The sequence below is a fragment of the Deinococcus marmoris DSM 12784 genome (assembly GCF_000701405.1).
Classification (GTDB): domain Bacteria; phylum Deinococcota; class Deinococci; order Deinococcales; family Deinococcaceae; genus Deinococcus; species Deinococcus marmoris.
The window spans coordinates 1-13,090 of record NZ_JNIV01000111.1 but is presented as its reverse complement, the minus strand read 5'-3'; the positions used below and the strand labels follow the sequence as shown (position 1 = coordinate 13,090).

General features: G+C 68.0%; 9 protein-coding genes and 2 pseudogenes. 4 read left to right on the top strand and 7 right to left on the bottom strand.

Features of this window, described 5'->3' with window-relative positions; all coding sequences use genetic code 11:
- Positions 1-340, top strand: a pseudogene (locus tag Q319_RS0119490) (hypothetical protein); the annotation flags it as partial.
- Between the two features lie 56 nt (positions 341-396).
- Here Q319_RS0119490 and trmFO read toward each other — a convergent pair.
- The 3 genes from trmFO to Q319_RS0119475 form a co-directional block, all read right to left on the bottom strand.
- Complete coding sequence (gene trmFO, locus Q319_RS0119485) at positions 397-1,815, bottom strand: methylenetetrahydrofolate--tRNA-(uracil(54)-C(5))-methyltransferase (FADH(2)-oxidizing) TrmFO (RefSeq protein ID WP_034415935.1); 1,419 nt, start codon at positions 1,813-1,815, stop codon at positions 397-399.
- Between the two features lie 65 nt (positions 1,816-1,880).
- Positions 1,881-2,705, bottom strand: coding sequence for a YdcF family protein (locus Q319_RS0119480; RefSeq protein ID WP_245619382.1), 825 nt, complete (start codon positions 2,703-2,705; stop codon positions 1,881-1,883).
- Positions 2,702-3,853 carry a mechanosensitive ion channel family protein gene (locus Q319_RS0119475; protein ID WP_051655585.1) on the bottom strand — a complete coding sequence of 384 codons (1,152 nt, stop codon included), beginning with the start codon at positions 3,851-3,853 and terminating at the stop codon, positions 2,702-2,704. Before Q319_RS0119475 ends, Q319_RS0119480 begins: the two co-directional genes overlap by 4 nt.
- 59 nt (positions 3,854-3,912) lie before the next feature.
- On the opposite strand from Q319_RS0119475, the gene Q319_RS0119470 reads away from it, so the two are divergent.
- Positions 3,913-4,545, top strand: coding sequence for a DUF305 domain-containing protein (locus tag Q319_RS0119470; RefSeq protein WP_051655584.1), 633 nt, complete (start codon positions 3,913-3,915; stop codon positions 4,543-4,545).
- 94 nt (positions 4,546-4,639) lie between these two features.
- Positions 4,640-5,167 (top strand): CIA30 family protein, encoded by a 528-nt coding sequence (locus Q319_RS0119465; RefSeq protein ID WP_051655583.1) that lies wholly within the window; start codon positions 4,640-4,642, stop codon positions 5,165-5,167.
- Between the two features lie 64 nt (positions 5,168-5,231).
- Here the strand turns inward: Q319_RS0119465 and Q319_RS0119460 are convergent, their stop codons facing one another.
- The 3 genes from Q319_RS0119460 to Q319_RS0119450 form a co-directional block, all read right to left on the bottom strand.
- Positions 5,232-8,600: a DEAD/DEAH box helicase gene (locus tag Q319_RS0119460; protein ID WP_029484104.1), complete on the bottom strand. Its 3,369-nt coding sequence runs from the start codon at positions 8,598-8,600 to the stop codon at positions 5,232-5,234.
- A gap of 316 nt (positions 8,601-8,916) precedes the next feature.
- On the bottom strand, positions 8,917-11,082 hold the full coding sequence (locus tag Q319_RS0119455; RefSeq protein WP_245619380.1) for a hypothetical protein: 2,166 nt from the start codon (positions 11,080-11,082) through the stop codon (positions 8,917-8,919).
- Between the two features lie 43 nt (positions 11,083-11,125).
- The gene (locus Q319_RS0119450) at positions 11,126-11,704 is read right to left on the bottom strand and encodes a glycerol-3-phosphate acyltransferase (RefSeq protein ID WP_029484102.1); all 579 of its coding nucleotides are present in this window, start codon (positions 11,702-11,704) and stop codon (positions 11,126-11,128) included.
- Positions 11,705-11,899: 195 nt separating this feature from the next.
- Between Q319_RS0119450 and Q319_RS0119445 the strand changes: the two genes are divergently transcribed.
- The gene (locus Q319_RS0119445) at positions 11,900-12,667 is read left to right on the top strand and encodes a HesA/MoeB/ThiF family protein (RefSeq protein ID WP_051655582.1); all 768 of its coding nucleotides are present in this window, start codon (positions 11,900-11,902) and stop codon (positions 12,665-12,667) included.
- A gap of 117 nt (positions 12,668-12,784) precedes the next feature.
- Here the strand turns inward: Q319_RS0119445 and Q319_RS28385 are convergent.
- Positions 12,785-13,090 (bottom strand): annotated as a pseudogene (locus Q319_RS28385) (IS1-like element ISBeg1 family transposase); the annotation flags it as partial.

The window sequence follows — 13,090 nt, the reverse complement described above, 5'->3', positions numbered from 1 at the left end:
GCTGGCGTATCAAAGGGTGATGGCCGCTTTCGCTCGCAGTGTGGGTGCGAGTGAGCAGCACTGCGTGCTGGTCGTTGAAGACGGTGCAGGCTTTCATGTCCCTCCGCTGGAGGGACATCCCCCCGGCATTCAGACCATCACCATGCCCGCGTACTCACCAGAACTGCAACCTGTAGAGCGCCTGTGGGACCTCACCGACGCCACGGTTGCCAACCGCTGGTTTGAAACGATGGATGACTTCACCGATACCCTGGGCCAGCAGTGTGCCTGGCTCGAAACCCAGCCGAACCTCCTCTCCCAGCAGACCCTCTTTCACTGGTGGCCTCTGTCAAGAAATTAATCGGAGTCCGTATTAAACCGTGGGAGCCACCCCAAAACCCAGTTTTACATCACTCCTCAGCGCAAAACCGGCTGAGCCTGAGCCTCCACACTCTCCTCCCCATGCGGCACTGGCGGCGGCGTCACCTGCAAGCCCGCCTCCTCCCCTGCCCAGGCCATAAAGGCGTTCAGGCCGCGCCGGAACAGGATCGGACGCTTTTCCTGCTTGCCCAGTTTGCGGACCTTGCCGTTCGGCCCCGGCTGCGGCGCGGGCAGTTCGGGGACCAGTGCCCAGTTGACGTTCATGGGCTGGAAGTTCTTGGGATTGGCGCTGGCTAGGTAACGCACCAGCCCGCCCAGCATGGACTCGGCGGGTGGGGTGAGCGGCATTAATCCCAGCGCCAGCCGCGCCGCGTTTGTTCCGGCCAGCCAGCCCGTCGCCGCCGATTCCAGATAACCCTCGGTTCCGGCCAGCACGCCTGCCACAAACTTCTGCGGATCGGCGCGCAGTTGCAAGCTGGAGTCCAGCACCTGCGGCGCGTTCAGGTAGGTGTTGCGGTGCATCACGCCGTAGCGGACGATCTCGGCGTCGTTCAGGCCAGGAATCAGTTGCACCACCGCCTTCTGATCGCCCCACTTCAGGCCCGTCTGAAAGCCCACCAGGGACCACAGCCGCCCTTCACGGTCTTCCTGACGGAGCTGCGCCACCGCGTAGGGCCAGCGTCCGGTGCGCGGATCGTCCAGACCCTTGGGCGACATGGGGCCAAAGCGGGGGGTATCCACGCCCCGGCGCGCAATTTCTTCGATGGGCATGCAGCCCTCGAAGAATTCCAGCTTTTCCCAGTCGTGCGGCGTATGGGCGCGGGCCTGTTCCAGCGCGCCAAAAAAGGCCAGGTACTCGTCTTTGGTAAACGGGCAGTTGATGTAATCGGCGCTCTGGTCATAGCGCCCGGCCCGCCAGCACACGTCCATGTCGATGCTGGCGAAGTCGATCACCGGGGCGGCGGCGTCGTAAAAACTCAGGCGTTCGCTGCCCGTCACGCGGGCAACGTCGGCGGCCAGGGCGTCGCTGGTCAGGGGGCCGGAGGCGATCACGGTGATGCCCTCCGGCACGGCCTCCACCTCGCCGTCAATCACCTCGATCAACGGGTGTTCGCGCACCGCCTTCGTCACCCGCGCGCTGAATTCGTCACGTTCCACAGCCAGGGCATTTCCGGCAGGCAGTTTGGAGGCGTCCGCCGCCGTCACGATGCCGCCGCCCACGCTGCGGAGTTCGGCCTGAAGCAGTCCCTTGCTCTGGCGCTCGCCCTCGCCGCCCAGCGAGTTGCTGCACACCAGTTCGGCAAAACCGCCGGAACGGTGGGCGGGGGTCATTTTCACGGGGCGCATCTCGTGCAGGCGCACGCGCACGCCCTGGCTGGCGGCGGCGAGCGCGGCTTCGGACCCGGCCAGGCCCGCGCCGATCACGGTGATTGTGGGAAGAGAGGAGGTGGTCATGGGGGCAGTTTAGGGGAGGCGGAACGGGAAACGCAGTGCGCGGGAGGGGATTTCCGGGACTCGACTCACCGCTCCGGCGTGCCGCCCACTTCCTTTTTGATGCGCGAGAGCCACTCGTACAGCACCATCCGTAGCGCGTACAGCCGGTCCGAGGGCAGCGGCAACGTGAAATCGAAGCGCGTTTCGGGTGCAGGGACGCTGACGACGTTCACTCCCTGCGAGGCGAACATGCCTGCCGCGCGGCGCGAGTGGCTGGGGCTGGTCACCAAGAGAACCCGCTTCCAGCCCCGCACCGCTGCCAGATCGCGCACGCGGGCCGCCTCGTCACGGGTGGTGGTGACATTGCTCAGGGTCAGGATCTCGGGGCCATCCTGCGGGTACAGCCCCCGGATGATCTCGCGCTCGATCACACTCATCTTGGGACAGGTGGCCGAGAACACATCGGACTGCTCGGAGACGGTCACGACGGGCGCGTACCCGGCCCGCCACAGTTGCAGGCCCGCCAGCAATCGGGTCTGGCTGGAATCCGCCAGCGCCCGCGTGCCGCACTGCACGCCGCCCCCCAGCACCACGATGGCGTCGGCCTTCTGCGGCGGCTCAGAGAGCGTCAGCGCGTTCAGCGGTCCGCGCAGCACGGGGGTCAGCAGGCACAGCGAGAGCAGCAGCGCCAGAAGTCCAGCGCCGACATGCAGAATCCGGCGGCTCAGAGCAAATGCTCCAACCAGCCCTCCCGCCACGATCAGCAGCAGCAACAGACTTTCCGGGGCGCGGACCTCGCCCAGAAAAGCGGCCAGAACGCACAGAGCTGCGCCGATAACCGCGCCGCCCAGCACACCGGGCCACACGGCGCGGAAGACGAGCCGGGAGCGGGTCGGGAGGAGCCGGGTCAATGTTCCTCACGCTGGGGCCGGGCCGAGGGTTCCGGCGCGACGGGCAAAAATGCCTCCAGACCCTTCGCGCCGTCGATGTGGAGTTGCAGATGCGGAAAGGGAATGTCCATGCCGTTCGCCTGAAGGGCTTCCTTGGCCGCTTCCCTGATCTGCATGGAAATCACCGGGTACGAGGCGATATCGGCCTCGCTGACCCAGAAGCGCATGATCACGTCCACGCTCGACGCACTCAGCTCCCGGACCAGCACCGCCGGGGCAGGTTCCGGCTGCACCCTGGGCTGCGCGGCCATGACCTCCAGCAGCACGCGGCGCACGTCCTCTACCCGCTCGCGGTATTCCACGCCGATCAGGACATTGACGCGCAGCGGGCCGCCCGCCGAGAGATTGACCACCACCGCCCCGGCCACGTCCTTGTTGGGGATGGACACGAATTCGTTGTCGCGGGTGCGGATGCGGGTGGTCCGCAGGGTCAGGCCGCTGACCTGTCCTTCCTGGTCCTCGACGCGAATCCAGTCGCCGATACGGAAGGGCCGGTCCAGCAGCAGGGTCACGCCGCTGATCAGGTTGGCGAGAATGTCCTGCGCGGCAAACCCCACCGCCAGCCCCAGCACGCCCAGCCCGCCCAGGATGGGCAACAGGTTCACGTTGAACTGCTGGAAGATCAGGTAGATGCCGCTCATGGACCAGATCACCCGCACCACGTTTTTCAGCAGCAGTTCCAGACTTGCGTCCAGGCCCCAGCGCGCAGTCTGGCGGTGGAGCAAATACTCCAGCAGATTCCAGCCCACGTACAGCAACAGCAGCAGGATGTACACCCGGAAGATGGCCGGGCCGTACCCTGACAGAGCCGGAAACAGCGCCGTGACCGACACCGCCACCAGCATCAGGTAGGTTAGGCGCAGGACCACGCGCAGGGACTGGCGGGTGACCGGCTGGGCCTCGGCAGGCACCAGGCGGCGCACGGCCCCTTGTAGCACGCGCGAGAGGATCCAGAACAGCAGGGCATACAGCGCCACCAGCGCCAGCGCCAGCAGCAGTGTGGGGCCGTACTGCCCGGCGGCTGTTAACCCATCGGTCCAGGCCCGGCCCACGATGCCCGAGATGGTATCCACACCCAGCAGGCGAGAGGTGTCGACTTCGTTTGCCATTGACCGCAGTCTACGGCGCAGGTCATTCGCCCACAGAAGCCGTTCCTATACTGACCCGCATGTCCCCAACCACACCCAGAGAAACTGGCCGCCGACTGGCCCTCCCTGCCCTGCTGGTGGTGGTGGCGCTGGGGCTGGCCGCCCTGCTGCTTGCCCCCCGCCTGAGCCAGGGCAGCGGCCCCGCCGAGGGCAGCACCGAGGTCCGCTTCGTGCGCGAGATGATCCAGCACCACGCGCAGGCCGTGGACCTGTCCACCCGCATCCGTGAGAACGGCAACGATCCCGCCGTCCGCACGCTGGCGCTGGACATCATGCTGTCTCAGCAGGAGCAGATCGGGCAGATGCACGGCTGGCTGACCCTGTGGAACCGTCCGTGGGGCGGCGCGGGCATGACCGCCGAACACGCACTGGGCATGGGCATGGCGACGCCGCAGCAGGTCAAAACTCTGGACACCCTGCCCCCCGCTCAGGCCGAGATCACCTTCCTGCAACTGATGACCCGCCACCACCAGGGCGCACTGATGATGGCCGAACCCGCTCTGGGTGCGGGCATTCGCCCCGAGGTTCAGGCGCTGGCCCGGCAGATCGAGGCCACGCAGGGGGCCGAGATCAGGAGCATGACCACCATGCTTAAGGAGCGGGGGGCCGAAGCCCTGCCCGCATTGCCGATGATGGACATGACACAGCACTGAACCGTTTGCAGACAGGACCGCACACGGGAAAGCCTTTCCACAGACTGTCCGGCGGCCCATGGTTGCTGGCCGAACCCTCCATTACGCTCAGGGCATGAAAAGTCTTGCTCTGTGCATCGCGCTGTTCTCGGGCGCGGCCTCCTCGGGTGCGGTGCTGGACTTTGGTGCCGCCGAACCCGCGTGGTATTCCCGCAACGACACGGTGATGGGCGGAGTGTCCAGCAGCCGCGCGCGGGTGGGCGGCGGGGTCCTTGAGTTCACGGGTCAGGTCCGGCTGGAAAACAACGGCGGGTTCGCGGGCGTCCGCTCGAATCCGGGCCGCTTTGACCTGAGCCGGTATTCGGCCCTGCGCCTGCGGGTCCGGGGCGACGGCAAGCGGTACGCGCTGCAACTCGGGACCAGCGCCCAGAACGGGGTGACCTACCGCAACGAATTTGCCACGGTGGCCGGACAGTGGACCGAGGTGAGGGTGGCCCTCGACTCCCTGCGCCCCACCCGTTCGGGAGAGCAGGTCGCGGGACCGGCGCTCGATCCCAGCAGGGTCATCTTCTTTGGTCTCACGGTGGGCAACAACCGCGCCGAACGGTTTGCACTGGAAGTGGACTGGATCCGGGGAGAGTAACGCCGCCCCAGATGATCAACACACCGCCGCCCCAGGGGCAGCAAATCGGCTTCCCTGGCTGCCGCTAGACCTCCACCCCTTCCTCTTCCTCCTCGTTTTCCAGCGGGGCGAACAGGCGGTCCAGATCGTGTGAGGTGAGCTGCGTGGCCTCGCTGAGGCCGCCGTCCAGAATGCCGCGCGCCAGACTTGCCTTGCGGGCCTGGAGTTCCAGAATGCGCTCTTCCACGCTGCCCGCCGCGATCAGCTTGTACACGAACACCGGCTTGTCCTGCCCAATCCGGTAGGCGCGGTCCGTGGCCTGATCCTCGGCGGCGGGATTCCACCACGGGTCGTAATGGATCACGGTGTCGGCAGCCGTCAGGTTCAGGCCCACGCCCCCGGCCTTCAGCGTGATCAGGAACACATGCGTGTCGCCGCGCTGGAAAGCGTCGATCTGCTTCTGGCGGTCCTGGGTCTGCCCGGTAATCATCGAGTACGGAATGCCCTGTTCCTTGACCCACGTTTCCAGATGGCCCAGCAGCGTGGCAAAGCCGCTGAAGATCAGCACGCGGCGGCCCTCCTCGATCATCTGAGGCAGGTTGCCCTGAAGCCAGTCGAACTTGGCGTTGCCCTGCACCTTCTTGGCCGCCTCCAGCTTGACCAAGCGCGGATCGGTGACCGCCTGACGCAGCTTGAGCAGGGCGTCGAGAATGGCAATGGTGCTGCGGGCCAGCCCACGCGCCTGCAATTCCTCGCGCACGCGGCTTTCCATCGTCACGCGCACGGTTTCGTACAGGTCACGCTGGTCGCCGTCCAGGGTCACGCGCACCGGGATCTCGGTCTTGGGCGGCAACTCGCGGGCCACGTCGCGTTTCTCGCGGCGCAGGATAAACGGGCGCACGCGGGCCGCCAGGGCGGCGCGGCGGCCTGCGTCCCCACGCTTCTCGATGGGGGTGCGGTACAGCTCGCGGAAAGTCTTCTCATCGTGCAGCAGGCCCGGCGACAGGAAGTTGAACTGGGACCACAACTCGCCCAGATGGTTTTCCAGTGGCGTCCCCGTCAGGCACAGGCGGTGACGCGCGTCCACGCTGCCCGCCGCCTTGGCCGCCGCCGTCTTGTTGTTCTTGATGTTCTGCGCCTCGTCCAGAATCAGCATGTGGTACTTGAATTTGCGGAGTTCATCCAGGTCACGCGGCAGCAGCGGATAGGTGCTGAGGATCAGGTCATGATCGTCGATGTCACTGAACAGCTCGCGCCGTTCCTTACCGTGCAGCGTCAGGACTTTCAGGTCTGGAGCGAACTTCGCGGCCTCGGCCTGCCAGTTGCCGATCACGGAGGTGGGCGCGATCACCAGACTGGGACGGTCTGCACGGCCCGCGTCCTTCTCGATCAGGAGGTGGGCCAAAGTTTGGACCGTTTTGCCCAGACCCATATCGTCGGCCAGAATGCCGCCCAGCTCGTACTCGCGCAGGAATTGCAGCCACGCCAGACCCTGCAACTGATACGGGCGCAACTCGGCGTTCAGGCCAGCAGGCGGCTCGACAGGCTGAATGCCGCCGAAGTCGCGCAGCTTGCGCCCCAGCTCCAGCAGGCGTTCCGCGCCCACCCAGCGGGCCTTCAACGCCCCTTCCAGCTCGGCCAGACGGGCAGCGTCCAGCAGAGGCAGGCGCAGCGGCCCGGCGGGCAGATCGCGCAGGTTTAGCTCCACCAGCACGCCCAGAATGGCGCGGATGCGGCCAGCGGGCAGGGCCACGCGGCGGCCATCACCCAGCGCGGCGAACAGCGTTTCATCGTCGTCCAGCGCGGCCAGAGCCTCCGGCGAGAACAGCTCAGGCTGGCGGGCGATCAGATCGGCCAGCACGGGGATCAGGCTGACGCGCTCGCCGTCCACCACGATGCCCAGGTCGAGGGTGAACCAGCCGCCAAACGAATCGTCGGCCTCGCCGTACCAGTCGCTGATCTCTGCGAAGTTGAGGGGAAAATCGGGGTGGACGTGGATGCTGAAGCCTCGCTCCTCCAAGTCCGCGCGCCCGCCGCGCATGAAATCCATCCAGGATTCCTCGTCGCCCAGGGTCAGCAGGTCCTGGAGTTCGGGGCCGAAGGTGTACTCGTCGAAAGCCTCGGCCACCGTATCGAAGCCCGCCCGGTCCAGCGCATGTTCGGCCTCTCGCTCCAGCCCCCGGTCACGCGGAATACGGGTCAGCACGCCGTCGCGGTAGACCGTGGGATTGGGCGTCTCGGACAGGCTACCCGGCGAATCGGGCACCAGCAGGCCGCCGTAAGCGTGCCTCAGCTCGGCCACCGCCAGGGTCTGTTCCTCCTCGCGCATCATCCAGCGGTCCGGCACGTACACGGTGCCCAGGCGGCCCATCAGGTGCAGTTGCGGCGTGTAGGGCAGGGTTTCCTCGCGTACTTTCACGGTCTGCGGAATCGGCAGGCCCAGGCCGGAGGCCGTGATCGCGTGGGCCAGCGCCGTGGCCTGCGCGGGTTGCAGCGTGGGGCCGGACAGGAAACGGGCGGCCTGTTCGGGCGGCGCGTCGGCCACCACGCGCGACAGCAGACCAGCAGACGGCTGCACGGCCCAGGGCCTGGGCGTGGGCAGCAGCACCGCGTCCGGCACCTGCGCGATCTCCAGCGACGGCGACTGCGCCCCCCGCCCGTCGGAAGTCCAGGCCAGCGTCCCGCCCAGGTCCGGGCCACGCGCCAGCCGCATTTCGGGGCGGTCCCAGCACAGCCGTCCGCTGTCCAGCAGCGACTCGATCAGCAGGTCCCCCGCCGGATGGCCGCCCAGGGCGTGCAGTTCCTCGGCGTAGCGGCCCGCCTGACGGGTGGAGTCGGTGGCCAGGTCCAGCAGGCGCAGCAGATCGGCGTCGCGGCGCACGAAAGCGGGCGCGGTGGACAGGCTGCGCGGCACCGGATACGTCTCGGCGGCGCGCAGATCGGGAACCTCGCCGCGCACTGGCAACCGCACCACGCGCAGGGCCACCCGCCGCGTGGGCGACGTGCCGTTGGAGGGCGGCAGCAGGCGCAGCACGTAACGCAGCTCGAACTGCCGCCCACGCGACGCCGTGCGCCCCGACGCGCCGAAGCCCGCCAGCCACTGCTGGGTGCGGGCGTCCAGCGCTTCCTCGGCCTGCATTTTCTGGGTGCTGGCGCTGGCTGGAGCCTGCGGGCGCGGGCCGTCGGGGAGATCGGTGGCCAGCACCAGCGCGGCCACATGGCGGCAGCGGTAGCGCCCGCAGGTACACGACGACGCGCGCAGTTGCTGGTCCGGTGGCGGCAGCAACTCCACCGACGCCTCATAATCCACCCCGGCCTCGGTCACGGTGCCCTGCGCCCGCCAACCCGTCTCGGTCCAGTCGCGCCGCACGTTCCGCACCGCTTCCTGCCGCAGCGCCAGCCCCTGCGCCGCCGTATCCAGCCCAAAGCCCGGCGGCAGGCGGCTGAGCTTCATCCCCGCACCTGCCCCAGCAGCGTCGGGCACAGCATGACCGGCCAGAGGACCACAATATTCACCGCAGACAAAAACACGCCCCCGAGTCTAGCGCATGTCGCAAAACGGCGCAGTGACAAACGGAAAAGCGTGAGGGGCGGCGTGACCCGACTGACAGTTCACCAAGATGATCCGGGCGCGCTCAACAGCCAGAACAAGGCGTGTGGCAAACGATTTTTCCCCAGTCAGACGAAGAAATACGGCTTCAACCACCCCACGGCAATAGCAGGACAGAAGAGGTCCGTAACCCGAACCAGAGGCAGCCTCTCCCCCAAGCTCAGCCCTCCGCCCTGGTTTCCCAACGTTGTCGGCGGACCTGCCGGACCTCGGCGGTCAGCAGAATGACCGTGTTGAGGACGTAGATCACGGCCAGCGCGGCGATCAGGCCCGTTTGCAGGCCGGTCTGCACGTTGTCGGGAGCCAGCAGGGGAAGATCCGGGAACGTCACCAGGCCCACACGGGGGGCCAGCGCCGCAAGAACCGCCGCCCAGGCCAGCAGCAACATGCCGCCCCAGGGGCTGTTCATCAGGCCGGTGCCGGGCAGCACGGCGGTCAGTGCCCGGACCAGCAGCGGGCGGGCCTGGGCGGAGGTCTGGGCCGCGCGGGGCAGCAGCAGCGAGAGCAGCAGCAGCGCGCCCAGCAGCGCCGTGCCCAATAAAGCCCAGCCCAGACGCAGGCTGCGGCCCGGTGCGGCGCTCAGCACCTGGGCCGGGTCCAGCAGTGACCGGCGCAGGGTCACGCTCAGGTCCCCGGTCACGGCGCGGGTCAGGCTGCGCCCGTCCGGGTAGCACAGCCGGGGCTGGCCAGGGCGGTAGGTTCGCTGGAAGCTGGCGTCGGGGCTGCCAGGATTCAGGCCCAGATTAAAGGCGGCGGCCCCCAGGTCCGGGCGGGCCGACAGCGCGGCGCGGTACTGCTCGCGGGCCTGGGCCTCGTCACCGCGCGCCTGCGAGATCACGCCCAGGTTGTTCAGGGCGCAGGCGTCGGGCAGGGCCGCCGTGTAGGTCTGACGGGCCGCCGAATCGTCGCCGTCCAGTTGCGAGGCCAGGCCGATCAGCAGCGCGCTGTCCGGGCCGGGGCGCAGATTCAGGTCGCCCAGACCCGCATTGCCCCAGCCGCCGCCGTAGGTGCCGGTGGTCAGCGCCGGACTGCGCAGCGCTGCGCCCGCCTGATTCGCCCACTGCCAGCCGCCCAGCGAGGCCAGCAGCCCGGCCAGCAGCAGGGTCAGCAAAAATCGCTCGCTCAGGGAGGCGTAGGCCACCGAGACGAAGCGCGCGCGGGCCAGCGGACGGCGCAGCCACGCCCGGAAGCGCCCGCCCAGGGGCCGGGTGGCCTGACCCTGTGCCCGCCAAGCCCGGACCAGCAGCACCAGCGCCGCCGCCAGCAGACTCAGCGCCAGTGCCAGCGTGGACAGCCGCGCGGCGTCGCGCACGCTGCCCAGCCCATTCGGCCCCAGGTTGTACAGCGTCCCGGCCCGCAGCGAGCGCGAGAACTGCCGCCACTCCTCGGCCTCGCCCGCACGGCCCTGGGTTTCCAGAATGCCCGCGTAGCGCGCGTACAGCGCCGGGCCGCCCTCGAAACGCGGGTGCAGTTCGCGCAGGTAGGCCATCCACGATTCGGCGCGGGCCAGTCGGTTCTGTGCCAGCAGGGTGCCCAGGTAGGCGCTGGGATTGCCGTAAGCCCCCAGGGCCGCCCGACTGACCGGCACGTCGGGGTCCAGGCCGCGTCCGGCGGCGTCACGGCGGGCACGGTCCAGCGCCAGATCGGCGGCTGCCGGATAGCCCGCCGTGTCCAGCCGCGCGGCCAGTTGCACCCACGCCGGAAACGGCAGCGCGGTTCCCAGCGCCCGCCGCACGGTGCTGAGGGCGGCATAACTGTCGCCTGTCGCCCGGCGCTGTTCGGCCAGCCGCAGCAGCAGGAAGGGATTGGTGGGATCATCGTTCGCCGCCGCCTGCACGCCCGCCTCCGGTACGGCCTGGGCAGCGCGCAGCAGCCAGCCAGTCACGCCCGCGTCTGGCGGAAAGACCACCCGCTCCTGCACGCTGGGGCCAGAGGGTCCGGCGGCCAGCGTGAAGCGCTCGGCGTACCCGCTTCCCCCGGTGGTCACCCTTACCACACCCCCGGAAGCGTCCAGCGAACTGACCGGCCCCGGCAGATCGGCGCGGCCCAGCACCCGGCCCCGCGCCGTGTAGGCGTAGACCTTCGGCCCCACGCCCAGGTACGTCACGCCGCCCACCTCCAGCGGACCGCTCAGGTCGCCCAGCGCCGCCGGAAAACTGCGCTGCCAGACCAGGTTCGGCCCGTCCTCGTAGCGCAGGGTGCGGCCCTCCAGCACCGGAGCGGCCTGCGCCCCGCCCACCCACGCCAGCCCCAGCAGCAGGGCGAGAACGGGCCGAATGAGTGCTTTTACGCGCCGCCCCTGCCTCACGTATGGTCTCTGTATCATCCGCAGTCTCTGTATCATCCGCGTATCACCCGCAGTCTCTGGCTCACGCCCGGTCCCCCGGCCCCACCGGAAAGGCCAGCAAATGTACGGCCCGCAGCGCCATCGCCGCGCCCCCGGCCAGCAGATCAGGGAGGCCGCCGTAGCGCAGGCTGAGCAGCAGGCCCACCGGGACGGCCACGGCGGTGGCGAAGGGCACGGCGTTCAGCTTCAGACGGCTTTGCAACGTGGCCCGGTACAGCGGAATCAGGACCAGTCCGGTGCCCAGCGTGCCCAGCAACGTCAGTGGGGCGGCCACCAGTAGCGCCCCCAGAAACGGCGCGATCCCGGCCCCGCCCTGAAAACGGAAGAACACCGGGTAACAGTGGCCCAGCACCACCGCCAGGGTGGCCAGCCAGGTCAGCTCCGGCGTCAGCGCGCGGGCCAGCGCCACGGCCAGCACCCCCTTCAGGATGTCCCCGGCGGTCACCAGAATGGCGGCGTTGCGCCCGAATTGCCGGTAGGTGCCGCTGCCCCCCGGCAGATCGCGCCCACTGATGTCCGCTCCGCGCGCCCGCGAGTACAGCACGCCCGTGACCAGCGATCCCAGCAGGTAGGAAATGAGAGCGACCAGCAGCGGCAACATACGCGCCGCATTGTAGGGCAGGGCCAGGGCGGGCGCGCAGACCAGGAGCAGCACATCAGGGAAGCAGCGAGAGCGTGCGCCTGGCACTGGAGGCAAATCCGAGTGGATGCAGGCCAGAGTGGGCCGGGACTGGACCATGCCTGAACTGTGGCCCGATCAAGTCCCCCGACACGGGACTCCTTTACACTCGGGGCAATGACCACAGGTGAAACCGGCTTGCAGGCGCAGGGGGCCGCTGAAGTCCTCTCCCGCGAGGAACTGCGGCGTTACTCTCGGCAACTGCTGGTGCCCGAATGGCTGGAGGCCGGGGCACAGGAACGGGTGCGGAATTCGAGCGTGCTGGTGGTGGGTGCGGGTGGACTGGGAGGCCCGGTGATCACGCTGCTGGCCGGGGCCGGTGTAGGGCGGCTGCTGATCGCGGACGGCGACACGGTGGGCGTCAGCAATCTGCACCGCCAGACGCAATTCACGGCAGCCGACGTGGGCCGCTCCAAGGCAGAGGTGACGGCGGCGCGAGCGCAGGCGATAAACCCATTCGTGCAGATCGGCACCGCTCCCAGGCTGGAACCCGCAAACATGCAGCGCGCTATAGCAGGTGTCACGCTGGTGGTAGACGCCACCGACAACTTCGAGACGCGCTATGCCATTGCCGATGCCTGCGCGCACAGCGGGAGTGAATGGGTCTGGGGCGCGGCCAGCGGCAGCAGCGGCATGGTCAGCGTGTTCGGGCCACAGTTTGGCCTGCGCGATCTGTTCCCCACCCCTGGCGACGCCCCCTCCTGCGACGAGACCGGCGTGCTGGGTCCGGTCCCTCAGATAGTGGGCAGTGTCATGGCCCAGGAGGCCCTCAAGCTTCTGGGCGGCGTGGGAGAACCCCTGCGGGGCCGGCTGTGGACTTACGAAGCCCTGTCGGGGAGGGTTCGGCTACTGACTTTAAAGTCACCAATCCTGACCGCTTCTTAATCCTATGCTCATTATTTTAACATATAAAAACGCGTGCAGCACACCATTCTTTTTACTGCCATATTCTTTTGTCCTGTAAGGAACAGGGTAGGACCACAGAACGGCGTGGAGTCGTGGTCAAGCGGCTTGAGGAGGCGGCAACCGAAATAAGAGGAGTTCTTCCATCGTCCAGGGATGATCCGTCAGGCCCGCCGCCATTCCTGGCGTTCGCTCGGTCCAGCGACGATCTCCCCGCAGCCGAAGGGAGCGATGGGGACGGATGAAGTTGTAGGCCACCAAAACCAGAAAGAAATGGCGTTCCAGTCGCTCCTGATCGCTCCCGGCATGCCGGGAGCGTCGTGTCAGTGCTGGGAGCCACGTTCGTAGGGTTGCATTCAGACGCTCGACAAACGCTGTATTGATCGTGCCAGGCTTGCCCTGAGT